The sequence below is a fragment of the Bradyrhizobium sp. AZCC 2289 genome, from assembly GCF_036924615.1.
Lineage (GTDB): Bacteria > Pseudomonadota > Alphaproteobacteria > Rhizobiales > Xanthobacteraceae > Bradyrhizobium.
Genome location: NZ_JAZHRY010000001.1, coordinates 6885842 through 6908908, shown reverse-complemented (window position 1 = coordinate 6908908; position 23067 = coordinate 6885842). Strand labels below are relative to the sequence as shown.

Sequence of the window (23067 nt, the reverse complement as noted above, 5' to 3'; positions counted from 1 at the left end):
CGATTGCTGGAATCTCACTGCTTACTTTCTGCCGACAAACTCAGACAGTAATCATGCCTTTCGCTACTCCCACCCGAACCGCTCAGAGACGACACCATTGAACTCCGCCCTTGTCGCACATTTCTTCGCGTGAGCGGCCTCAATCGTAGCTCGCTCTCTCAGTCAAGCTTCGATGCAGCAGCGGCGAACAACAACTCTGAGGCCGAAAAGATCCGTCGCGACGTCAGCCAGCATCCATTGAAGACCTTGATAACGGAGAGAATTAGTTCTCCTGTTTGTACCCGACGAACATATTGATCGAGCTGAACAGGCGAGCCGTACTCCGCTATCAAGCCGGCAACCGCGCTGTGCACAGCAAGACTGAACGCAAACAGAAAGTCCGCCGAGGCCAAGACTCTGAGGACATTTCCCACGCGGAGATAGGCAGGCCCAAACCACCGTGCTCAACTCCAATCTTGAGCGATCCAATTCCAACATTGATCGCTTCCCGGAGCTCAGTCGTTGCCACGCTCTCGACTTTTCCCAAGCGGCAGCTCGCGGCATAATTATATTGCGCGCGAATTATTCAGCGATAGTGATGATGCCCATTGTTATCTCGACTCAGCTGTTGGATCGGGCCGGCATTCAGCCGTGATACGCAAACAGTTCGATTGGGTCGTTGAAGCCGCGCACCGGAAATTCGCCGACGCGTTCGAGATCAAACTCGCCTCCGACAGCATCGGCGAACGCACGGGATAGCAGCACCGTTCTGCTTAATTGCTTGGTGAGGGCTTCAAGGCGCGAGGCCATATTGACCGCCGGACCGATGACGGTGAAGTCGAGCCGGGTGCGCGACCCGATATTACCATACATGACGTCTCCGACGTGGACACCTATGCCGTAATTCAGCGACGCACGCCCGGTTTCACTATTCTTCTCGTTCAGGGCAACCATGGCCTGACGGGCTTCGGCCACGGCATGCAGCAGATTGGCGCAGGCCTTGGGCTCGCTGAGCGGAATAATCGCAAGCATGCCGTCGCCGATAAATTTCAGGATTTCCCCGCCATGCCGCACGATCGGCTCCGACATTGCGTCAAAATAGCCGTTCAGGAGATCAATGACGTCATCGCGCGGCCAGTTGTCGGAGATCCGGGTGAAATCACGCAGATCGCAGATCATGATGGCGGCATGTACCGTCGTCCCGCTTCCGCGCCTGGTAGCGCCGGCCAAAATGAGCTCGCTGGCATGCGACCCGACATAGGTTTCGAGCAACGTTCGCGCCAGCCGGTTCTTGACACGGATTTCGCTGACCAGCGCTAGAGCCGGCAACAGTTTCAACAAGCCGGCAATATGCGCATCGTCGAAACCGCCGGGCCGGCCGGTTGCAAAGGTCACGACATGCCGCTTGCCGAGCGTATGATACAGCGGCCACGCCACATAGTCGGTCAGGCCTTTCGCCCGCATCTCGTCGTAGACGGCGTGTTTACGGCCCAGCGAAGGATCGCGCTCGAGATTTTCGCGCACCTCGGCGGCCCCCTCATGGATTTCGTTGCCGGGACTATCGATATATTCGGATCGCTCTCTGACATCGTAGTCGACTCTCGTAAGCTCGGCCTCGCGCATCCCGTCGGCCCACATGATCCGGCCGCCAAGCCATTGCGGATGGTGGATCATGACATGAAGCGATGCGCGCTCGACAGGTATGCCCGCGCGCTGGAGCCGGATACACATTTCACCGAAAATTTTGTCAAGGAAGCGCTCATCGCGGGTGTCGTTCGTCAGCCAGTGCACGACGTCGCCGACAGAATACGCCGTGACGGGATCGATGTTTGGCGGCGCGTTCATATTATTGCTCCTGAGCGATGACCTGGATCGACGGCACAGGATAGGTCATGTCCCCGCTCGACGGCGTCGCCGGTCCGCTCGCGCCCATCGGGCTATCCGAAACTCGCTGCGCGGGATGGCGCCGCGGTAGCGCTGCGCTTTCCCTTTCTACCCACAACCCACCTTTGGCAATTCGAGGGCTTTCGACTTCGACCGCGGTTCAAACGAGCTTCGTCTCGACCGCGATGTTGCCGTGCGTCGCCCGGGAATACGGACACACCTCATGCGTCGCCTCGATCAGGCGCAGCGCCACGTCGGCCGCGATACCGGGCAGGCTGACGTTCAGGCGGACCGCGACATCGAAGCCGGCGCCGTTGGGTCCGACGCCGACCTCTGCGTCGACGGCAAGGTCAGCCGGCAGCGCGACCTTCATCCTGCGAGCCACGTGTTCCATCGCCGGCTCGTGGCAAGCGGACCAGCCTGCGGCGAACAGTCGCTCCAGGTTGGTGCCGGTGCCAGAGGCGCCCGGCCTCGACAACTTGATGTCCAGTTTGCCATCATCGCTACGCGATGATCCAACCCGCCCACCGGTGGTATGGACCTTCGCGGCGTGGATTACTTTCTCTGGTCGATTCATGGTGTTCTCCCGTTAACGCTATTTGCTGGCCGGCGGAACCCCTGACGGTGGGGGCTCAAAGTCGGGACGGCGCCTACGCGTACTCGGTCGATCTCGTGACCGATTCCCATGCATCGATTTCCTTGCCTAACGAATTCAACTTCTCCCGGACCAATCTCAATGCGTCGTTGCCAAGCAGTAGATGCATTGGTGGATCGTCGGTTTCCACGGCTTTCAAGATCGCACGCGCAGCTCTGGCCGGATCACCTGCTTGCTGGCCGCTTTTTTCTTCTCGAGCCCGTCGGATGGGGTCAAAGAGCAAATCGTAATCAGCGATGCTCCGCGGCGAACGGATCATCGATCGCCCCGCCCAGTCGGTCCGGAAGGAACCTGGCGCAACTGCCGTTACCTTGATGCCGAAGCCGCGCACCTCATTCGCCAACACTTCAGATATGCCTTCGAGAGCGAATTTGCTGCCCGCGTAATAGGGAATGCCTGCCAAGCCCACATATCCCGCCATCGAGGTAATGTTGATGATGTGCCCACGGCGCCTCTCACGCATGAATGGCAGCACCGCCTTGATCATCTGACGTCGAACTGACGCTTCATCTCTTCGAGTGAGCTCTCTTCAATAGTCCCTTCGTGGCCGTATCCTGCACTGTTGACGAGGACGTCTATTGGACCGACATCCCTTTCGGCCTGTGCGACCTCGGGACCGATGGCCGCGAAATCCGTGACATCCAATATGATGGCTCGCGCGCGTGCGGAGTCCATCGCACCGAACTCCTGTCGCGCTGCTTCGTTCCGCACCGTGCCGATCACGGAATATCCAGACGAGAGCGCTTCTCTTGCCAGCGCCTGTCCGAGGCCGGAACCAGCACCCGTGATCAGAACATTCCGCTTTGCACTCATCGCCATGTCGTTCCTCCACCATCGTAGCTGTGCTCGATGATCTCGTAATTCGCTGACATGGCGTTGGGTCCAGAGACATGCCCGAAGAACGTTGGGAAATGCCGAGGCAATTGTTCCCGCCGCGCCCGTTCTGGCGTTACGAACCTTCGCCTGACGGCGGACTTGATATTACTGGATAAGTCACAGCTCGCCGATTCGACCCGCTCGCATCCGGCGAGCGGGTCGACGCCAAAGCGTCGGCCGGCGACGGGGGGATGAACCGTCTTTGCCTTTCGCTGGAAGGAAAGGGAAGAACTCGAAATCACGAAGGAATCTCTATCATCCGGTCCTGCGCATTTTGAACCTGGAACCACGAATAGCGCAGGCATACATATTGATCTCCATTCCAACCGACACTTCGATAACTTTTGGCGCCGTCCATTTCATGTGGTCACCTCCTGTATTTAGCAATAGCTCCGCTATTGTGCTGTATCCGGCCCTCACTGAAGCGAAGCGGTCGACCAGAGGACCTTGGGACATGCTATTTCTTCGATCGAATTGCGTCGGCCGTCCCCTGGATGAACGCCTGGATCTTCACGACATCGTCATCGGACAATCTGCCCGTAAAATCGGGCATGCCAAGCGACATGAACGGGCCCTTGAAAACGATGTCTTTCAGGTTTGCTATGGTAGCGCTGTCGGAATAGCCTAGGTTCTTAATATTGCCACCCTTGTCGACGCCAGGAGTACCGTGACAGAATCCGCAGTGGCTAACATACAGTTGTGTACCAGGGCCGACGTTCGCCACATCGTACTTTACGCCCTCCAGCAAGTCTCCAATCGGATACTTTGCGAACTCGGGAAGTGGCGCTTTGCCGCCGATGGCAAAGGTGAACACCGTACCTGGACCTTCCTTGTCGGTCGCGCGCTGCATCTCACCATAGACGCCACCCCATCCTACCGCCACCGACACGTATTGTGTGCCATCGACCAAATAGGTTGCAGGCCCGGCGACGACTCCCGTGCCCGTCGGAGAGTCCCAGAGCTTCTCACCCGTTTTTGCATTGTAGGCAACGAAGCGACCGTCAGCCGTTCCCTGGAACACGAGATTACCCGCCGTCGCCAGCGTTCCTCCATTCCACGGAGACGCATAATCCTGCTTCCACACCTGTTCCTGCTTCACCGGATCCCACGCGATCAAACGACCGAAAGGCTGGCTCTTGGGCGGTGTCAGGTTCACATCGTAGCCGAGATTCCAGCCCAATCCGCTCATCGGATTGCCGGGGACGCTGGCGTTGTGTGTCCAGTTCTTCTGGGCCGTCAGATTCATCGGCACATTCTGCGCCGGGATATAGACGAGGCCCGTTTGTGGATTGAACGACATCGGATGCCAGTTATGAGCGCCGAACGGACCCGGGATCGAATCAAATGATTTGTCGCTCCGAGCTTCCGGCACCTCGATCGGTCTCCCACTCGCATCGTAACCGGTCGCCCAATTCACATCGACGTAGTTCTTTGCCGAAATAAATTTGCCGTTGGTGCGATCGATGACGAAGAAAAAGCCGTTTTTCGGCGCATGGAGGATGACCTTGCGCTCCTGGCCATTGAGCATGATATCCGCGAGGATGATCTGTTGCGTCGACGTGTAATCCCAGTTGTCGCCCGGTGTTTCCTGATAGTGCCAGACGTACTTTCCCGTGTCGGGGTTCAGCGCAACGATCGACGCAAGATACAAATTATCACCGCCTGCAGGGCTCCGCAGATTGCGGGTCCATGGAGCTCCGTTGCCGGTTCCGATGTAAACCAGATTCAGATCCGGGTCGTACGCCATCGTGTCCCACGGCGTACCACCTCCGCCATTGACCCAGTATTTTCCCGCCGGATCCCAAGTCTTGGCCGCGGCTGCCATCGACTCATCTTCGTAGGGCTTGCTCGGATCACCGGGTACGACAAACCAACGCCAAGCTTGCTCACCCGTCTCTGCATCATAGGCGGTGATATAGCCACGCACACCGAACTCGGCTCCGCCGTTGCCGATCAGCACCTTTCCTTTCACAACGCGCGGCGCGCCAGTGACAGTGTAAGAATGGCTGTGATCGATGATCGTATCTTTTTCCCAGACCTTTTTTCCGGTGGCGGCATCGATGGCGACCAACCGGCCATCGTAGGATCCGACAAAGACCTTGCCTTTGTAGAGCGCGACTCCGCGGTTCACGACGTCGCAGCAGCCCTTGTAACCGCCCGTCCGCGGTACTTCAGGATCATACGTCCATATCCGCTTTCCGGTACGCACATCGATGGCATGGACCACGCTCCATGACGCCGATACATACATAATTCCGTCAACAATAAGCGGCGTCGCTTCGACACCACGCAGAGACTCGAGATTATAGGTCCACTTAAGACCAAGATTTTTTACGCTTTCCGTATTGATCTGGCTCAGCTTGCTGTAGCGAGTTTCGTAATAATCAAGTCCGTAACTCAACCAGTCTTTGGTGACTTTCGCGTTGGCTATGATCGCTTCGCTGTCGATTGCCGACGTAATCGACTGGATACGTTGCGGCGACAATGCCTGACCACCCGCGTCCTCGCCCGACGCGCTTGTTCCCCACAATATTGTTCCAAGGAGCGCGATCACGACCCCCGCTATATTCAACTTGGATATGGAACGGGTAACAAACTGTGCGGAACAGTAGTGGGGCGCCCTGAGCTTCATTTTCTTCCCCTTGGTTCAAGACGTTAATTTGGACGTTTGCTTAACTCGGCGTATTTTTTATTTGTCCAAAGTAAAGTCCATGTGCTTCGCTTGTTTGGCTGCAGAGAAAATCAGCGGCGTCGGCACATCCAGACTCAAACATGATCGAACTCGATGTCTGATTGACCGCACCCAGTCGCGACGGCACCCGCTCACTGCTATGGGGCGACTAGTGTTACGCCAATTTCGCGTCATACTCGGAGATTCAGCGTACGTTGCTGCCTGGCTGACGTCCAAGTGAGAGGTTCTTTCGAAATTAAAATGACCATCCGCGCTCAAGAGGGTCAAACGAATAAACTTGATAATCTTATCGCCGAAAGAGATGGGTCTTTCGTTCTCACGTGTAATAGCGCCCGAATCTCGATTGGACGACGTTCCATGCGGACGCCAGCGACCAGGAGTGGATGGTGCTGAAGTTCGTAGCTACCTGATTTCAATGTGGTAAGCTTGTGGTCGGCAACGGCTTGTCTCTTAGGTGGGAGGGGACATGAGGCGACGTGATTTCCTGACCGCGCTCGTCGGTACTGCTCTTCTGGCTAAAACAAACGCACAGCAGCCGCGACCGGTTATCGGCTTCCTGCACCAAGGGGCGCTCCCGCCGCCTTCATTGAAGGCTGCCTTCAGGAAAGGACTGATTGAAGTCGGCATCAGTGATGGCCTTGATATTCGCATTGAAGATCGCGCCGCAGACGGCAAATACGATCAACTTCCTGCGCTGGCGGCAGACTTGGTCAACCGTAAGGTGGCGGTCATAGCTGCAGAACTTCTGCCTGCAGCGTTGGCCGCAAAGGCTGCTACTCAGTCGATCCCGATCGTTTTCCTTAGCGGCAGTGATCCGATCAGGTCAGGTCTGGTGTCGAGCATTAACCGGCCCACGAGCAACGTCACCGGCATTGCATTCATGTTCACTAGATTGGGAGCAAAGAATTTGGAATTGTTGCGCGCGCTGGTACCACAAGCCACGGTAATCGCGGCGCTTGCGAACCCGATCAATCCTAACGCTGTGCCTCAGATCAATGACCTGCAAGCCGCAGCAAGAGCCCTTGGCCTGCAACTTGTCACTCTTGGCGCCAGTAACGACGCAGAGCTTGAGAGTGTCTTCCCGACGCTTTCTCAGCAGCAGATCGGAGCGCTGATCGTTATCGCCGATGGCTACCTTATCAGTCGGCAGGACCGACTTGTGGACTTAGCGAACCGCCTTGCGGTACCCACGATCTATCCCCTGCGGCAGTATGCGGTGGCAGGCGGACTATTGAGCTATGGCGCAAAGCTTCCCGACGCGTTTCGCCAATGCGGAAATTATGTGGGGAACATCCTAAACGGCGCCAAGCCCGCCGATCTACCTATTTTGCAGCCGGAAACCTACGAGCTCGTTATCAATCTCAAGACCGCGAAACAGCTCGGCATCACAGTATCACCCAATCTGCTGGCGCTCGCTGACGAGGTGATCGAATGAGGCGGCGCGAGTTGATCAACGTACGTTGCTGCTCAGCGGACGTCGAGGTCGCATGTACTTTCTAGTCAAATGACCATCCGCGTTCGCGAGGGGCAAACATCTCTCTCGCCGAAAGAGATGGGTCTTTCGTCCTCTCCACACGTAATCGACTGGCAAGTCGCGTAAAAGCGCCGGGATCTCGAAGTATCTCGGCAAGTTTAGGCATGGGCGATTATTCTGATGCCCGGAGAGATAACCTTTGCCGCCGAGGCGCGGATCAGTGCGAATTACTGGTTCACCCGTCACCAGTCGTCATGTCATTGAAAACTGTCAGCGCTCGCTGCGCCATCACCCTGATCAGGTTGGCCCGGTAATCCGAGGAGCCGTGGAGATCATTCAACAGACCGTCGGCTGAGATTTTCACACCGTCGAGTGTGCCCGCTGACCAGTTCGGTTTCAGCGCCGCTTCGATCGCCGGTACCCGTATAACTCCGCTTTGGGATGCCCCCGTGGCAGCGGCGCGCACATCGCCCGATATGGTCTTGGCGACGAACACGCCGGCCAGCGCGAGGCGGGATGCGGGAATTTCGCATAGCCCGCCTTAGCCGGGACAGGAAACGAGACGGCGGTGCTCCCGACTTTATGTTCTCCTGACCTCGTCCAAATCAACGGCAGCGCCCACCAGGATTCGCCGTTCTTCGAGATCACCAAGGCTGTTACCGTTTTGCCGTTGGAGCAATGAACGGGCCAAGCTGGGGATCAAATTTGTGTGCCGTGCCGTGTGCCACTTTCCGGGCGCCCCGCTTTTCGGCCGCATAGATCTGCCCCGTCCTCGTCAGCCTTTTTCGACGGAGCTACCGGTACGCAACAATCAAGGTCGGGCTCAGCACCGCAAATAGTTCTCACTCCAGTCGCGATCTTGCCCCGTCATCAAAAACTCATTCGTCCGGCGGACATTATAGTTATTCTCACTTAAGCAAGCGACAAAAGGTCGTCATAGCACCACCGGTCACACTAATACCGATGGTACCAGCGCGTTGGATGATTTCCCACGATGCAAACATCAGCTCGGCTTCTGCACTGATCGCCATTACCGCGCCAGAATTCACACAGCCGCGGCCGTGCGGCCGCCAGACCAAAGAAAATGCCGGGGTCCAAAGACCCCGGCCAGTCTGGGAGGAAACCTTCAAGACTTCGGTACTGTTCATCGCTACAGCGATGTACCAGCCGTACGGGCTCATTGGGTCGCCGGGATCGCCTCGGACATCGGTTACCCGGCCGCTGGAGAAACGCAGGCGAATTCGATCCGAGTGCCGCCAGGCTCTCGCACCATAAAGTGCACCTTGGGGCCCTTGCCCGATCGTTCCGGCGCGAACTCGATCATGGTGCCGGGCCATGCCGCGACACGCTCATGCAAGGCGTCAAGCGCGCTGCGGTCCGCCACCTTCAATGCAAGGTGGTGCAAACCGATATTGCGACGGCGGTCAAACGGCACGCATTTCTCCGGATCCTCAACCTGCCAGAGCGTCACGATGCCGTTTCCGTCCGATACGAACGATGCCGGATAGCTTTGATTCTCACCAACAACCCTCCAACCTAGGCAATCACAAAAGAAGCTCCGCGCAAGCGCGAGGTCCTTTACAGCAAGTCCAACGTGATCGACGCCGACCGTCAACGGGACATTATCCTGCATAGCTGATCTCCTGGTGCTCGCGCGCGTTGTCAATTGCTTCCAATAACTAGACGGACGCCCCGAACAAGACACGCCCCTGAATTGATGGGGACGGCTGATGTCAACAAGGTTAGCATCAGTCATAAAATGCTGGTAGCAACTTAAGGCCGTCAGTTTGCTTCTTGTCGTGATTGATGAACAATGTAGCTCTGTAGTCCCTGATGATCTGCCTGATCCGTTCCATCGATTCGATGGATGCTTGTCTATCTGTGTTGAGCGAAGGAACCCTGCTCTTAGCGAAGTTCTCTTCTAGATGGACAACATCGCCCGACAGTATGATGAAGCCAGAATTTCTCAGGTGGACGAGCAGCGACTGACTACCGGGCGTATGCCCCGGCGTCGATATGAGAAAAATACTTCCATCACCGAACACGTCGAGGTCTCCGTCGATCAGTCGTAAATTCCTGGGATTTCCCATAAGGCGGCGCGCCAGCGCCATCAACTGATTAACGTTTTCGTTTGGCCCATTGCCTCCGTGTATCCATTCATATTCTGTCCGCTGTATCAGAATCTCGGCATTGGGAAACAGAGTGACGTTGCCAATGTGGTCCCCGTGGCTGTGTGAAATGACGACGTAGGTTACGTCGGGCAGCTTGAGACCAATCTCTGCAAGCTGACCCGTTAATGTCTTGTCCAGGTGATAGAGGATCAGCTTGGGCAGAGTCGACCAACCGTTCGGATCGTTAGCCGTCGCCTCCGGCACTCCAGTGTCCCAAAGTAGCCACTGGCTTCCTCGCTTTATGAGCCAGCATGTCGATGAAAACTCTATACTGTGGCCTTGGTTTTCGCCGGGAGTCCAAATCGATTCATCGTTGGCAATTGAGCGTCCGCAATCCAGTCTGAACAGCTTCTCCGCGAAACCAGCGCTACTTGCGTTCGGCAACTCTCCAGAAGAAGCAATCGTGGTACCCGCCAGCAGGGACAGAAGCAGAAACCTACATGCGGAACCAAGATAACGCTTGCGGATCATATTTTCACTCGGCGATCGTTGAGAAAGGACAGTTCAGCTTCGAACTTGAAAGCTCCGAATTACGTCTACATCTGGTTCGACTCCTAAACCGGGTCCTTGGGGAACAGTGATCATTCCGTTCTTCGGAAGCGCTGCATCGCCGTATAGTTGAGCCTCAAGATCAAAGTACCGCCACTCCACTAGGGCGTCTTCCGAGCCTAGCGCGGCGCTTGCGTGTACACTCGCGAGCAAACCAGGGCCGTCATAGAACGAATGGACCATCACCACGGTCGCATTTGCCGCGGCAACCGCGAATACCTTCTGAAGTTCGGAGATACCTCCCATCTTGGCCGGGCTGGGTTGGACGAAGTCGACCGCGCCAGCAGAAAGCATCTGCTGGAACTCCACCAGCGTTGAGGCATTTTCCCCTGCCGCAATGGGTATCCCACCTTCACGACGCAATCGAGCCAAACCGTCGAAGTTCTCTGGAGGCCAAATTGGTTCTTCCAGCCAGCGCAGATTGAACGGTCGCAGCCTGGCGCTCATATCGAGAGCCTCTCGCACGGTCCATGGACAGTTGACGTCCAGTGTGATCTCCACGTTTTCGCCGGCAGCTTTTCGCGCCTCACGGACTGCATCCACGGTGATTTCATGGAGCTTCAAATGGGAGAAGCCATCGGCCAAAGCTCGATTGACGTTTTCGACCAGAATCTGCGGATCGGTGTAGCGAATGAGACTTGCATAGCAAGATAGCTCCGACACCGCAGTACCACCCAATAGTCGGTGTATAGGTTGGCCGGTTGCCTTTCCCAGAATATCCCATAATGCGATATCGATCGCCGAAATCCCGAACATGATAGCGCCACTGCGCCCGAATATATGAAGCCGTTTCTGAACATCGAGCATCAACGATCCGATGTTCAACGCGCTAACGCCGATACACAACGGAGCGACGACCTTTTCTATCGCAGCCTTGACGGCTGGAATTGCGGTGAAGCCGAACGCCTCGCCCCAGCCAATAATCCCGCCCTCGGTCGTTACCTTGACCAGCAAGGAGTCGGCGCTACTTGCATTCTTCTTTCCCCAAGCCGACGCGGCCGACTTGCCGCCTCCTGCGAACGGAATGCTGACAACGATGACTTCGATCATCGCGATCTTCATATCTCGGCCGGCAGTTCCCTGGTCAGGTGGCACCAGCACTCTCCAATGCCCTCGTCTCCAACTTGGCAGGCGCACCGGCCTCGTACAGTGCAAGGACATCGGCGATGGCTCGGTTAAGCGGCGTCGCAACCCCCACAGCGCTCCCAAGTTGGACTACTCCGCCGGATAACCACCGGATCTCCAACGGCCTGCTGCGTTGCAGGTCATGATGCATCGATGACGTCATGTCGGGCGCCACGTCGTCGGCAAGCGCGAGGCGACGCTCGGCATAATCCGCCTGGAGTTTCGCGCCATGGGCGTTTGCAACCGCGACAACCTCCCGCATGACGTCGAGCAGGAACGCCCGCGTCTGCCGATTCTCCCTGATTGGACCGATCGCACTTCGCATGGCGGTAGTGGTGCCGGACAAGCCGACAAGAAACACGTACTTCTCCCAGATTTCCCGAACAACGTTGGTGGACAGTTCGGCGTTGATGCCTCCCTTCTTACAGGCTTGCAAAAGCTCTTCAGCGCGCGTCGACCGGCGGCCATCGAACTCGCCGAAGATCAGTCGTTGCATCGGTCCCGTCTGCCGGATGACGCCAGGGCGATCGATCGTGGTCGCGACGTAGCCGACCCCGCCCATGATCTGGGCCGGGTCATAGGCATTTCGTAACGCGTCGTCCTTGAGCACACCATTTTGGAACGAAATCAGAGTCGTGTCCGGTCCAACCATCGGCTTGATCTGCTCGAGGACCGTCTCCGTGTCCCACAGCTTGACAGCCAGCAATACGAAATCCGCCACACCGAGATCACTGGGATTGTCTGAGGCTCTCACGGGATTGACGCACACCTTTTCAGGACCGCCTTCGACGACTAGTCCGTTCGCGCGGATGGCCGCCAGGTGAGAGCCCCGCGCAAGGAAGCAAACATCTGCGCCGCCTTGCGCAAGGCGGGCGCCAAAGTAGCCGCCGAAACCTCCTGCACCGATCATCGCTATGCGCATAGTGAGCCCCTGACTTATTGAAATGGGGGAATGGTCGAAATACCGACCGAATCGAGGCGCGTATCTTGCATCGATCCAGCTCGCTCTTTGCAAAGAGCCCAGCTCCATTTCGTAAGGGCACAATGTCAATCCGAAAAACGAATAGTTTAGATTACACCTATCTCGACAACAGATTGCGGGCAGACCAGAGGGTATCGCCCGTAAGGACTAAACTGCTTGGGAACTGCATCCGCTGCGTGACAGCGACCTGAGACCAACCGACCTGTACTCGCGCGACCAGACCTGCCCCGCCATAGCGTTGATCCGCCTTACCACTCATACAACATTGATCCCTCATTCAACCGCACAACGGAACAGTGTTCGCCGAACAATGAACGTTCACGTTCGTGCGAACGAGTCATAAACTGAGTTACTGGATGCGATTTTCGCCTCGCGCTGACGGTTGGCAGAGCATGAGAGGCTAATCGACATGCGGCCTAATCCGATCTTGCGTTGAACTCGTATGCCACCGCCCAACACCTGGAGTTCCAAAAATGACCACCTCGCTCGATTATGCGCCGCCGAAAGTCTGGAGTTGGGACAAGCCGAACGGCGGACGGTTCGCGAACGTCAATCGACCGATCGCCGGCCCGACGCACGAGAAGGAGCTGCCCGTCGGTCGCCATCCCCTCCAACTCTACTCCCAGGGAACACCGAACGGCGTGAAGGTGGCCGTGATGCTTGAGGAGCTATTGGCGCTCGGCCACACTGGCGCAGAATACGACGCCTGGCTGATCAGAATCGACCGCGGCGATCAGTTCGGGAGCGGCTTTGTTGAGCTAAACCCCAACTCCAAGATCCCGGCCCTGGTTGATCAAAGCGGACCGATACCGATCCGGGTTTTCGAGTCCGGTGCCATCCTGATATACCTAGCCGAGAAGTTCGGCGCCTTTCTGCCGACCGGACATGGCGCACGCGCCGAATGTCTGTCGTGGCTGTTCTGGCAGGCGGGAAGCGCGCCATATGCGGGCGGAGGCTTCGGCCACTTTTATGCGTACGCGCCGACCAAGATCGAATACGCCATAGATCGTTTCGCCATGGAGACGAAACGCCAACTCGACGTGCTCGACCGGCGCCTCGAAACAAGCAAATTTATCGCTGGCAGCGACTACACGATCGCCGATATCGCCGCCTGGCCCTGGTACGCTGGTCTGACAAGGGGTTGGCTCTATGATGCGGCTGAGTTCCTTCAGGTGCAAGAGTACAAGAACGTTGCGCGCTGGGTAGACGCGATCGCCGAGCGGCCGGCCGTCCGGCGCGGACGAATGGTCAACCGCGTCAACGGCGAAGCCTCAAGTCAACTGCATGAGCGGCACGATGCCAGTGATTTTGAGACAAAAACGCAAGACAAGCTGGCGACTGGAAGGTAGCAGCTCGCGCATTGGGCGTGTCCGGCGACACGCTCAGCGCAGATATCGGTTCGATCACGCGTTGGTGGCTCGCCACCTTGCTCACATTGCTCAAGTTGGATGGCAAGTGGCAGATCATGAACAAGGTCTTCCATCTTGATAGTTGATATTGGGGTCAACGTTCAAGATGGCCAGCGGGAATTTGTAATTCCTTTCCGCGGCATGCGACATCCCCCGTGAGACCGTTGGACCCGGCTTCGGTCAGGTCCAATTTTTTCCATTCTTCGCATCCGGCGTCTAGACTAGCCGAGGGTCTACGACGCCGGCAGGACCCAGCCGCGCGGCGCCGCACGACGTAATACTAGTTAATTCACGAACCGCGATGCAGGAAGTCGACGACGAGTTTTGTCGTCGCGGCCGGCTGTTCTTCCGTAATCCAGTGCCCGCAATCCGGAATGATCACATCTTCGACGTTTTCGGCGACACACCGAACCACCTCGCCGATCATTGAGCCGAATGTAGCTTCACCACCCAAGGCCAAGACCGGCATCCGAAGCTTACCTTTCGCAAGCAACGCTTTGTTGTCGGCCGCATCCTGGCTGAACGACAGAAACTGGGCAAAGCCCGCTCGCATTGCGCCGGGTTGCGCATAGAGCGCCGCATAATGCTGGCGCTTCGCTTCGTCAAACCGCTCCGGGTGCCGGGAAAGTTCGTTCCAGAAGCGGTCGAGATAGATGCGCTCGCGGCCGGCGACCAGGCGCTCCATATCATGACCACCGAAGCCAAAGTGCCACATCGCCGGCTCCTGCAGGATCTTATCCCAGGGTCCGATGCCGGGCAGCGGCGCATCGATCGCCACCCATCGGCTTACGCGCTCGGGGTGGGTAGCCGCAACTGCGTAGCCGACCATGATGCCGATGTCGTGCGCCACCAGTTCGAACGTACGCACACCCAGAGTATCTAGGGCGCCCACCACGTCCGCCGCCAGATTCTTCTTGTCATAGCCGCCATCAGGCTTCGACGAGAAGCCGGACCCACGCAGGTCTGGTACGATAATCGTGCGGTCTCCGATGAGTGCGCTCGCCAGATGACCCCACATGTCGCCCGATGTGCCGAAGCCGTGCAGCAGGACGACTGCCGGGCCATGACCACCGACCCGCACATGGATCGATGTACCGTTGGTTTCGATCGTCTGCGTCTGCATTACAGCCGGGAAGGGATAAATCCCATCTACTTGGACATGCTCGCTCATTTGTTTGCTCCTGGTCTGGGCGCGTGCCGCACCCGTGAGTGTGAACTGGGCTACCGCGCCCAGGCCGATAGCGGTCGTGCTCATAAAATCGCGGCGAGAGGGGTTGGGGTGCTTGATCATGCGAATTTCTCCTCTGCAGATCGAGGTCGGCGAGTACGTAAAGAGCCGTGCCAAAGCCGGGGTCGAGCCTCCGACTATCGGTGATCGAGGCTGGGCGCGGCATCGGCTCGGCACGTTTTAAAACGATCGTAATAAAACCGGAGCAATTGGTCCTCCAGTCCAGGTACCTCGCCTTAAACCAATCTATATTGAGCGTCCGACAAGACGTACTGTGCACCTTTGTCTGCGATCATGATTGTCGGCGTATTGGTGTTACCCGACGTGATAGTCGGCATTACCGATGCATCGATAACGCGTAGCCCATCGAGTCCGATCACGCGTAGGTGCCGGTCCACAACCGTCAGCGGATCATGTTCTATTCCCATTTTCGCTGTGCCGACCGGATGAAAGATCGTCGTTCCGATGTCGCCAGCGGCCTTGGCGAGATCAGCTTCGTTGTCACCGATCGACGGCCCTGGAAGATACTCCTGCGGATGAAAACGACTAAGCGCCTTTTGCTTCATCAAGCGACGGGTCACGCGGATCGCATCGGCTGCGACACGTCGATCCGCGTCAGTCGAAAGATAATTCGGCGCGATGACCGGTTTCGCTAATGGGTCCGCCGAGCGCAGGCGTAAGGTGCCGCGGGACGTCGGCCGGAGATTGCAGGCCGAAACCGTGATCGCCGGGAAGCGATGCAACGGATCCCCAAATCTGTCGAGCGAGAGTGGCTGGACGTGAAACTGGATGTTTGCGCGGTCGAAGTCGGGCGATGAGGTCGTGAAAATTCCAAGCTGGGACGGCGCCATGGTGAGAGGCCCCCGCCGAAACAGTGCATATTCAAGGCCCATCAGCGCGCGTCCTACCAGCGAGTGATAGGTCTCGTTGAGCGTCTTGGTGCCATGCACCCGGTAGATCGCTCTTTGCTGCAGGTGGTCTTGCAGATTGCGCCCAACGCCAGGCCTGTTGGCGACAGTGGTGATACCAAATTCGCCCAGCCATTCTGCCGGCCCCACACCGGAGCGTTGGAGGATTTCGGGTGACCCGATGGAGCCAGCGGACAGGATCACCTCGCCTTTTGCGCGCGCCTCTACTGTGCGTCCATGCTGCCGAAATCGAACACCCACGGCACGCTTACCTTCGAACAGCACCTTCTCGACCAAAACCCCTGTTTCGAGACGCAAGTTGGTGCGATGCAGCACTGGCTTCAGGAAGCCACGCGCCGAAGACCAGCGGAAACCACGCTTCTGATTGACGTGGAAGTAGCCAACGCCGGTATTGTCCCCAGTGTTGAAGTCCTTCGTCATCGGGATACCCATTTCGACGGCGGCCTTCGTCACGCTGTCGAGGACATCCCATCTCACTCCTGGCGGCTCAACACGCCACTCACCGCCGACACCGTGATGTTCAGACTCGCCCATAAAATGATCATCAAGGCGTTTGAAGACTGGACGAACATCCTCCCATCCCCAGCCGGTAAGACCGAGTTGTCGCCAGTGATCGTAATCAGACGCCTGGCCGCGCATGGAGATCATGGCATTGATCGCGGAGGAGCCGCCCACCACCTTGCCGCGCGGATATTTCAGCGACCGGCCGTTAAGGCCCGCTTCGCTCTCTGTCTCGAACATCCAGTCGGACCGTGGATTGCCGATGGCGAAGAGATAGCCAACCGGAATGTGAAACCAGATCCAGTTGTCGTTGCCGCCGGCTTCCAGAACCAGGACACGGTTGTTGCGATTAGTCGATAGTCGATTCGCAACGACGCAACCCGCGGATCCGGCTCCCACGACAATATAGTCATAGTCGCCGTCCAGTTCAGTGCTGGGAACCACCGTCTTCTCCAATGTTGGGATTTCCATTTGCGCTACGAGAACGCCTGCGGGTGCGGATCACACATCGCAGTAGCCGCCCGAAACACAGAGCAGCTCAGCGATGGCGGAAGATCGGGGCCCGTTTGTTGACGAAGGCGTTCATACCCTCCTTCTGCCCTTCGGTTGCGAACGCAGCCTGGAACAGAAGACGCTCATGGCGCAAACCCTCTGAAAGCGGTCCCTCGAATGCGCGATTGACCGCTTCCTTCGCCATCCTCACGGCTGGTGCGTTGTAGCCGGCGATCGTATGCGCAGCTTCCAACGCAACCTGCAAAAGGTCCGTACTCGATACGACGCGCGCAACGAGACCGACGGCCTTCGCCTCCGCAGCACCGATGGTACGACCGGTAAGGATGAGATCCATGGCAAGCGATTTTCCGATTGCACGCGTCAGCCGTTGTGAACCTCCAATACCGGGTAGAATGCCCAGCTTTACCTCGGGTTGGCCGAACTGCGCGTCTTCCGATGCAATAATGAAGTCACAGAGCATCGCGAGCTCGCACCCACCGCCAAGAGCAAACCCGCCGACTGCCGCTACGATAGGCTTGGAGATCGATTTGACTTCGTCCCACGGGCCAAGAAAATCGTTCATGTAGAAGTCGGTGAAGGCCTTCTCGGCCATTTCCGCAACATCTGCGCCGGCGGCGAAGGCGCGCACACTGCCCGTGATCACGATCGCCCCGACCTGATCGTCAGCGTCGAACGCCTTCAAAGCCGCCAGCGTCTCGATCGCCAGTTGGCCGTTCAAGGCGTTCAAGCTCTTTGGCCGATTCAAGGTAATGAGGCCGACACGGTCGCGGCGCTCGACGATGATCGTCCGCAGCGAGTTATTCGCGGGCGTGGCCTCCGGCTGCTCTGAAGGGGACGGGCTGTCTTCGCGGATTGTTGCGACCGTATTGCTCATCGCCTGTTTCCTTCGTTTCGGAGATACCCGTATCATTCCGCCGCTCGCGGCAGCGAGCCGGAGGCATCGATTTCGGTAAGCAGGACATCATCCGGCGCCGCGTTAGCGTAAGCGCCATGAGTAGCCATCAGTTCGTTCAGAATCGCTTCGCGGTGTTGATTGAGCGCCGGCGAAACGGCGGGCGTTTCAACATCGTTCTCGGGATACCCGGAAAGGCGGATGGGGTTGCCCGCAGTACGGATATGACGCAGCCCCTCACCTTTCACTTTCACGATCATGTTGCGGGCTTTGAGTTGCGGATGGTCGAATAGTCTGTCGATTGTATTGATCGGAGAGCAAGGAACGCCGGCCTCGTTCAGCTTGGCAATCCAGCACTCGACAGGCTCTCGCTTCGTAATTGCTTCAATAGCCGTGACCATTGCGGGTCGATTGCTGCAACGCAGGTCATTGCTCATGAAACGGGGATCGAGCGCCAACTCAGGCGATCCGAGCGCATCCGCCATCAACATGAAAAGCGTATCGTTGCCGGCGGCTATGATGACGCGTCCGTCCATCGCGGCGAAGCTTTCGAATGGGGCCAATGAGGGGTGACTGTCGCCCGTGCGACCAGGTATCTTGCCCTCCACATCATAGCGTGCGAGCGCCGTCTCCATTAGCGCCGCTTGGCAGTCAAGCATGCCAATATCGATGCGCGCTCCCTGTGCGTTTTGCACTCGCTTGTAGAGGGCAGAGACGATGCCTACGGTGGCGAAAAGCGCCGCTCCGAGATCGCCAAAACTGGTCCCGACGCGTGAGGGCGGGCCATCCGGCCATCCCGTCAAGCTCATCACGCCTCCCATGGCTTGCACGACCATGTCGTAGCCCGGCAGATCACTGAATGGCCCGGTATGGCCAAATCCCGAAATCGACGCGTAGACAATATGCGGATGCGTTTTGGCCAGCCGCTCGGCGCCATAGCCGAGACGATCCATAACACCAGGACGAAAGTTCTCAACAACCACATCGGCCCGATCAAGGAGCCGTTCGAGCAATTCTCTATCGCGCGGCGATTTGATATCGAGCGCGATGCTCTCCTTGCCGCGGTTGAAGCACATGAAATAGGCTGACTCACCATCGACAAACGGGCCAAACTCACGCGTGTCATCACCGCTGCCAAGCTTCTCGATCTTGATTACACGCGCACCCAAGTCGGCCAGCACCATGGTGCAATAGGGTCCGGCCAATACGCGTGAGAAGTCGAGCACCGTGATGCCCTCGAGCGGTCCCTTTTTTAGAGCCTCCGCGCCCTGCATGATAACTCCTCCAAGACCTTGGCCGTTGCGCATTTGGTACGCAAACAAACACTTAGAACTCTGGCCGATTAGCTTTCGCGTTACCCCCTTCCCGGCTTTCATCCGACGCGAGAAGCGATCAATCGGTCGCCGTCGTCGACCGTATGGCATCTCAGCCCAAAGCAGCGGGGGCCGATATTTCAGCCCGAAAGCTCGGTCGGTGAAGTACCGGTCCACACCAAAGACCTGAATCCGCCCCCACCCCCGGAGCTTAGGCCGACACCAGCAGATTCGTGGTGACCGGCGCTCGATTCGAACCGGTCGCTAGATCGACGGACGAAGGCTCGGGTAGGTATCGAACGTACTGGCATCGAGGGTGCAGCGGCTCTAGCCGCAGCTCCATTCTGATCAATGGCCGGCGCTCTGGCCTCCATCGACATGCAGGATTTCGCCGGTGACAAAGGGAGCGCTTTCCAGAAACATGATCGCGTCGACGATATCTTGAATTTCTCCCATACGTCCGACTGGATGCAGCTTCGCCTTGAAATCATGTGTTTCTGGAGCGTGCATCGGCGTCTTCATAACGCCGGGCGCAACGGCGTTAACCCGAACTCCCTTTTTTGCGTATTCGATCGCCAGGGATTTCGTGGCTGCGTTCAGCCCACCTTTAGTCATCGAGGCAAGGACCGACGGAACGTTGCTGTTGGCGTGATCGATAAGGCTAGTCGTAATCTGCACGATGTGACCCGACTGCTGCTTTAGCATTTCGACCGCGACGCGTTTGGTAACCCGGAAGAAGCCTCCGAGATTGATCGCTATGACCGAACCGTAATCGTCCTCGGTATAATCAACCAGTGGCTTTGCTATGAAGATTCCTGCATTGTTGATGAGAGTGTCGATGCGTCCGAAACGTGCCAAACCTTCCTCGACAATGCGGTCGGCTGTTTTCGGATCGGCAACGTCTCCCGCGATAGTCAGGACGTCCGAATCCTTGCTGGGCTTGATGGACCGGGAATTGGCGATCACTCGGTAGTTGCGATCGCGATACGCCTTCACAAGCCCTGCGCCGAAGCCCTGCGATGCACCTGTGATGATGGCGACTTTCTGCTCTGTTCCCATCGGGTTTCTCATTGATCAGCAGACGACCTGATTGTCATCCGTCGGACGGTCCACGTCTGATGGGTTACTCATAGTACCATTTGCGCGTTTTTCGAATGGCCGCTGGCCGGCAGCTTCTGTTCCCGAAATCGGAACAGTGCACGGTCGAGCAACGCCTGAAGGCGTGAATTGCAGTCAGCTCATGAATTCTCGACGGGCCGCGCGCACGCTTGTCACGATATGCGCATGCACTTCCGACACTCGACGCGTATGATGGGTGTCGGGGTGCGAAACCAGCCAGTAGTTTCGCACGAAGCGGATCTCTGGTAGCAACCGCTTAAGCTCCGGAAATCGTCGCGCGGCGTAGTCGTGCAGTATTCCTATGCCGTGGCCACCCCTCACCGCCTCCATCTGTGCCACCACGCTCCCACACTCGTAGTGCTTGTTCATGAACTTTCCGAGCGCCGATGCGTAGTCGAGCGCCCGGCTGTAGACAAAATCCTCGACATGCGTGACGAAGAGGTGGCCGGCGAGATCGGCCTGTTTCTTGATTGGCCCCAGGCGCTTCAGATAGCTTTCAGCGCCATAGACGCTGAGCGTGTAGTCGGTAAGCTTCTTGACAATGAGCCTACCCTGCTTTGGACGATCCAGCGTGATCGCAATGTCAGCCTCCCGCCTCGACAGCGAGAATGTCCGCGGCAGGGGAACAAGTTGAATGAGCAAGTCGGGATGTTGTGCGGCAAGGGCGCCGAGCTGACCAGCAAGAAAGTAGTTCCCCAGCCCATCGGGAGCGCCGACGCGAACAGTGCCTGAGATTGCCTCCGACGATCTGCCAAGGTGAGCACCGACCTGAAGGAACTCCGATTCAGCCCGCTCGGCTGCAGCAACGAGGGCCTCGCCTGCACTTGTCAGGACGCAGCCCGTCGTACGCCGTTCGACCAATTGAGTTTTCAATTCCTGCTCGAGGGCGGTGAGCTGCCGCGCCACGGTCGCATGATTCACGCCCAAACGCCTGGCAGCACCGAGAATTTGGCCGGTGCGGGCGATCTCCAGGAATATGCGGATACGATCCCAATCCATCGACTTCAATTTCCGCACAACAAATCCGCGATAGCTCTCGCTGATGTGCAGACGTTAACATTTCATGCCGGACTTGTGGAAACAAACAAACAGGTCGGTGCCGGCTGCTCGGTGCTGACAAACGGTGATTTCGGCGGCATGACAACATTGAGCCAAATAATAGCAACCGGGAGGACTGTTCCAATAGGCGTAACAGTGTCTACCGATAAACGTTACACCAATCACACGCCACAACAGCACGGTGATCAAAGTCGTTCCACACTGGCCGGTGCCGATGTTCGCTCCGATCAGAACGCCAGCTGGTCCACCGATCCCGTAGGAAGAGGACACCGACTCGGGGATTGCGCAGGCCTCACAACAACGCGAATGACAGGAACAATACTCGCGTAGAAATTTGGACGGTGTTACCATGCAGCCGATAGAAGCACGCTCAGCAGAGACGGCCCAATGAACTATTCAGAATTGCCACTGACGCGTTATGCGATGAGTGGCGACGTAAGCGTCGCTTATCAGACCATGGGAGATGGTCCCGTCAACATCATAGCCATCCCCGGAATCGTTTCACACGTCGAGTTCTTGCATGAAATGCCTGGGTATACGCCGTTCTTGCAACGTCTTTCAAAATTCGCCCGCGTCATTACGTTTGACAAGCGCGGCCAGGGACTGTCGGACATGATATCTGGCGCCCCCACTCTCGAAGAGCGCATGGATGACGTTCGAGCCGTGCTGGACGCCGTTGGCGCACAACGCGCAGTCCTGCTCGGATTTTCCGAAGGTTGCGCAATGAGCGCAATGTTTGCCGCGTCTTATCCCGAGCGCGTTTCACACCTCGCTTTGTTCGGAGCGTTTGTCCGCTACGCGGAGCTTTTTCCGGTCGCTGACCCGCAGGTAATCGTTCAGGAGCAGATGAAATATTGGGGGACCGGGGCCCTGATGAAAGGTGTGATGGCCAGCAGGGCGACCGATCCTGACGCGGTTGCGAAGTTTGCCAAATTTGAGCGCCTCTCGGCCAGCCCCGGCGCAATGAAGGCCCTCCAGCTATTGAATTTCCAGATCGACGTGGGTCATATCCTCCCAACCGTGCATATCCCGACACTCGTGCTGCACCGTGCAGCCGACGCACAGGTCCCGGTCCAGTTGGGACGCGACTTTGCTGCGCAAATTCCCGGTGCCAAATATATCGAATATCCCGGCATCGATCATGCATTCTGGTCAGGCGACGTAGAGGCATTGCTCGGCGACATCGAAGAGTTCATCACTGGGCATCGCGAGACTGAATCGGCCGATCTGGAGCGCGTCCTGGCCACCGTGCTGTTCACCGACATCGTCGATTCGACGCGTCGCGCTGCCGAAATGGGCGATCAGAACTGGCGTCGGTTGCTGGACAGCCACGATCAGCTGGCGCGTCAGACGGTCGAAAGACACCGTGGCAACTTGATCAAGAACACCGGTGACGGCATTCTTGCCACCTTCGACGGACCAGGTCGCGCCGTTCGTTGCGCGCTGGCATTTTCGGCCGCAGCCAAGCAAATTGGCTTGCCCCTGCGTTCGGGTCTGCATACTGGAGAGATCGAGGTCAGGGGCCGCGATATCGGCGGCATCGCAGTCCACGCGGCGGCCCGCGTAATGGCAAATTCCGGGCCCGAGGAAATCCTCGTATCGCGCGTAGTCTCGGATCTCGTAGCGGGAGCAGGACTGAAGTTCGACGAACGGGGAGCATATGAGCTCAAAGGCCTCCCCGGTCGATGGGATTTGTTTGCAGCCAGTGCGCAATGAG

The 23067-nt window shown here is 57.5% G+C and carries 19 protein-coding genes and 2 pseudogenes; 4 read left to right on the top strand and 17 right to left on the bottom strand.

Going from position 1 to position 23067, the window contains the following annotated elements; translation table 11 throughout:
- Positions 1-624: 624 nt before the first annotated feature.
- The 5 genes and pseudogenes from V1289_RS32835 to V1289_RS32815 all read right to left on the bottom strand — a co-directional run bounded on the left by V1289_RS32835 (position 625) and on the right by V1289_RS32815 (position 6026).
- Positions 625-1824 (bottom strand): adenylate/guanylate cyclase domain-containing protein, encoded by a 1200-nt coding sequence (locus V1289_RS32835; protein WP_334402243.1) that lies wholly within the window; start codon positions 1822-1824, stop codon positions 625-627.
- Between the two features lie 199 nt (positions 1825-2023).
- The gene (locus tag V1289_RS32830; protein WP_334402242.1) at positions 2024-2440 is read right to left on the bottom strand and encodes an organic hydroperoxide resistance protein; all 417 of its coding nucleotides are present in this window, start codon (positions 2438-2440) and stop codon (positions 2024-2026) included.
- A 73-nt stretch (positions 2441-2513) separates the two neighbouring features.
- Positions 2514-3331, bottom strand: a pseudogene (locus V1289_RS32825) (oxidoreductase).
- A gap of 318 nt (positions 3332-3649) precedes the next feature.
- Positions 3650-3757 (bottom strand): pyrroloquinoline quinone precursor peptide PqqA, encoded by a 108-nt coding sequence (gene pqqA / locus V1289_RS32820; protein ID WP_334402240.1) that lies wholly within the window; start codon positions 3755-3757, stop codon positions 3650-3652.
- A gap of 94 nt (positions 3758-3851) precedes the next feature.
- On the bottom strand, positions 3852-6026 hold the full coding sequence (locus V1289_RS32815) for a PQQ-dependent dehydrogenase, methanol/ethanol family (RefSeq protein ID WP_334402238.1): 2175 nt from the start codon (positions 6024-6026) through the stop codon (positions 3852-3854).
- 526 nt (positions 6027-6552) lie between these two features.
- On the opposite strand from V1289_RS32815, the gene V1289_RS32810 reads away from it, so the two are divergent.
- The gene (locus tag V1289_RS32810) at positions 6553-7521 is read left to right on the top strand and encodes an ABC transporter substrate-binding protein (RefSeq protein WP_334402236.1); all 969 of its coding nucleotides are present in this window, start codon (positions 6553-6555) and stop codon (positions 7519-7521) included.
- Positions 7522-7795: 274 nt separating this feature from the next.
- Here the strand turns inward: V1289_RS32810 and V1289_RS32805 are convergent.
- From V1289_RS32805 to V1289_RS32780, 6 genes and pseudogenes are all read right to left on the bottom strand, one after another.
- Positions 7796-8130 (bottom strand): annotated as a pseudogene (locus V1289_RS32805) (FAD binding domain-containing protein); the annotation flags it as partial.
- A 338-nt stretch (positions 8131-8468) separates the two neighbouring features.
- Positions 8469-8741, bottom strand: a complete 273-nt coding sequence (locus tag V1289_RS32800) for a hypothetical protein (protein ID WP_334402234.1) — start codon at positions 8739-8741, stop codon at positions 8469-8471.
- Positions 8742-8770: 29 nt separating this feature from the next.
- On the bottom strand, positions 8771-9175 hold the full coding sequence (locus V1289_RS32795; protein WP_334402232.1) for a VOC family protein: 405 nt from the start codon (positions 9173-9175) through the stop codon (positions 8771-8773).
- A gap of 133 nt (positions 9176-9308) precedes the next feature.
- A complete protein-coding gene (locus V1289_RS32790) occupies positions 9309-10202 on the bottom strand; it encodes an N-acyl homoserine lactonase family protein (RefSeq protein ID WP_334402230.1) in 894 nt (297 codons plus the stop codon).
- A 33-nt stretch (positions 10203-10235) separates the two neighbouring features.
- The gene (locus V1289_RS32785) at positions 10236-11330 is read right to left on the bottom strand and encodes a mandelate racemase/muconate lactonizing enzyme family protein (RefSeq protein ID WP_334402228.1); all 1095 of its coding nucleotides are present in this window, start codon (positions 11328-11330) and stop codon (positions 10236-10238) included.
- Between the two features lie 34 nt (positions 11331-11364).
- On the bottom strand, positions 11365-12327 hold the full coding sequence (locus tag V1289_RS32780) for a ketopantoate reductase family protein (protein WP_334402226.1): 963 nt from the start codon (positions 12325-12327) through the stop codon (positions 11365-11367).
- Between the two features lie 533 nt (positions 12328-12860).
- Here V1289_RS32780 and yghU point away from each other — a divergent pair.
- Together yghU and V1289_RS32770 are read left to right on the top strand one after the other, a co-directional pair.
- Positions 12861-13736 carry a glutathione-dependent disulfide-bond oxidoreductase gene (yghU, locus tag V1289_RS32775; RefSeq protein WP_334402224.1) on the top strand — a complete coding sequence of 292 codons (876 nt, stop codon included), beginning with the start codon at positions 12861-12863 and terminating at the stop codon, positions 13734-13736.
- 17 nt (positions 13737-13753) lie between these two features.
- Positions 13754-13882, top strand: coding sequence for a nuclear transport factor 2 family protein (locus tag V1289_RS32770; protein ID WP_334402222.1), 129 nt, complete (start codon positions 13754-13756; stop codon positions 13880-13882).
- A 203-nt stretch (positions 13883-14085) separates the two neighbouring features.
- Here V1289_RS32770 and V1289_RS32765 read toward each other — a convergent pair whose 3' ends face one another.
- The 6 genes from V1289_RS32765 to V1289_RS32740 form a co-directional block, all read right to left on the bottom strand.
- The gene (locus V1289_RS32765) at positions 14086-15087 is read right to left on the bottom strand and encodes an alpha/beta fold hydrolase (protein WP_442896098.1); all 1002 of its coding nucleotides are present in this window, start codon (positions 15085-15087) and stop codon (positions 14086-14088) included.
- 173 nt (positions 15088-15260) lie between these two features.
- Positions 15261-16910, bottom strand: a complete 1650-nt coding sequence (locus V1289_RS32760) for a GMC family oxidoreductase (protein WP_334402220.1) — start codon at positions 16908-16910, stop codon at positions 15261-15263.
- 82 nt (positions 16911-16992) lie between these two features.
- On the bottom strand, positions 16993-17760 hold the full coding sequence (locus V1289_RS32755) for an enoyl-CoA hydratase (RefSeq protein WP_334407772.1): 768 nt from the start codon (positions 17758-17760) through the stop codon (positions 16993-16995).
- Between the two features lie 113 nt (positions 17761-17873).
- Complete coding sequence (locus V1289_RS32750) at positions 17874-19133, bottom strand: CaiB/BaiF CoA transferase family protein (RefSeq protein WP_334402218.1); 1260 nt, start codon at positions 19131-19133, stop codon at positions 17874-17876.
- A 387-nt stretch (positions 19134-19520) separates the two neighbouring features.
- The gene (locus V1289_RS32745; protein WP_334402216.1) at positions 19521-20231 is read right to left on the bottom strand and encodes an SDR family NAD(P)-dependent oxidoreductase; all 711 of its coding nucleotides are present in this window, start codon (positions 20229-20231) and stop codon (positions 19521-19523) included.
- A gap of 174 nt (positions 20232-20405) precedes the next feature.
- Positions 20406-21290, bottom strand: a complete 885-nt coding sequence (locus tag V1289_RS32740) for a LysR family transcriptional regulator (protein ID WP_334402214.1) — start codon at positions 21288-21290, stop codon at positions 20406-20408.
- A 447-nt stretch (positions 21291-21737) separates the two neighbouring features.
- On the opposite strand from V1289_RS32740, the gene V1289_RS32735 reads away from it, so the two are divergent.
- The gene (locus tag V1289_RS32735) at positions 21738-23066 is read left to right on the top strand and encodes an adenylate/guanylate cyclase domain-containing protein (RefSeq protein WP_334402212.1); all 1329 of its coding nucleotides are present in this window, start codon (positions 21738-21740) and stop codon (positions 23064-23066) included.
- Position 23067 lies beyond the last annotated feature (1 nt).

Excerpts from the sequence above, each read along its gene's own strand:
- V1289_RS32765 (WP_442896098.1), bottom strand. The coding sequence starts at position 15,087 with ATGATCAAGCACCCCAACCCCTCTCGCCGCGATTTTATGAGCACGACC.
- V1289_RS32835 (WP_334402243.1), bottom strand. The coding sequence starts at position 1,824 with ATGAACGCGCCGCCAAACATCGATCCCGTCACGGCGTATTCTGTCGGC.
- V1289_RS32810 (WP_334402236.1), top strand. The coding sequence starts at position 6,553 with ATGAGGCGACGTGATTTCCTGACCGCGCTCGTCGGTACTGCTCTTCTG.
- V1289_RS32800 (WP_334402234.1), bottom strand. The coding sequence starts at position 8,741 with ATGAGCCCGTACGGCTGGTACATCGCTGTAGCGATGAACAGTACCGAA.
- V1289_RS32750 (WP_334402218.1), bottom strand. The coding sequence starts at position 19,133 with ATGCAGGGCGCGGAGGCTCTAAAAAAGGGACCGCTCGAGGGCATCACG.
- V1289_RS32790 (WP_334402230.1), bottom strand. The coding sequence starts at position 10,202 with ATGATCCGCAAGCGTTATCTTGGTTCCGCATGTAGGTTTCTGCTTCTG.
- V1289_RS32745 (WP_334402216.1), bottom strand. The coding sequence starts at position 20,231 with ATGGGAACAGAGCAGAAAGTCGCCATCATCACAGGTGCATCGCAGGGC.
- V1289_RS32785 (WP_334402228.1), bottom strand. The coding sequence starts at position 11,330 with ATGATCGAAGTCATCGTTGTCAGCATTCCGTTCGCAGGAGGCGGCAAG.
- yghU (WP_334402224.1), top strand. The coding sequence starts at position 12,861 with ATGACCACCTCGCTCGATTATGCGCCGCCGAAAGTCTGGAGTTGGGAC.
- V1289_RS32735 (WP_334402212.1), top strand. The coding sequence starts at position 21,738 with ATGAACTATTCAGAATTGCCACTGACGCGTTATGCGATGAGTGGCGAC.
- V1289_RS32830 (WP_334402242.1), bottom strand. The coding sequence starts at position 2,440 with ATGAATCGACCAGAGAAAGTAATCCACGCCGCGAAGGTCCATACCACC.
- V1289_RS32815 (WP_334402238.1), bottom strand. The coding sequence starts at position 6,026 with ATGAAGCTCAGGGCGCCCCACTACTGTTCCGCACAGTTTGTTACCCGT.
- pqqA (WP_334402240.1), bottom strand. The coding sequence starts at position 3,757 with ATGAAATGGACGGCGCCAAAAGTTATCGAAGTGTCGGTTGGAATGGAG.
- V1289_RS32740 (WP_334402214.1), bottom strand. The coding sequence starts at position 21,290 with ATGGATTGGGATCGTATCCGCATATTCCTGGAGATCGCCCGCACCGGC.
- V1289_RS32780 (WP_334402226.1), bottom strand. The coding sequence starts at position 12,327 with ATGCGCATAGCGATGATCGGTGCAGGAGGTTTCGGCGGCTACTTTGGC.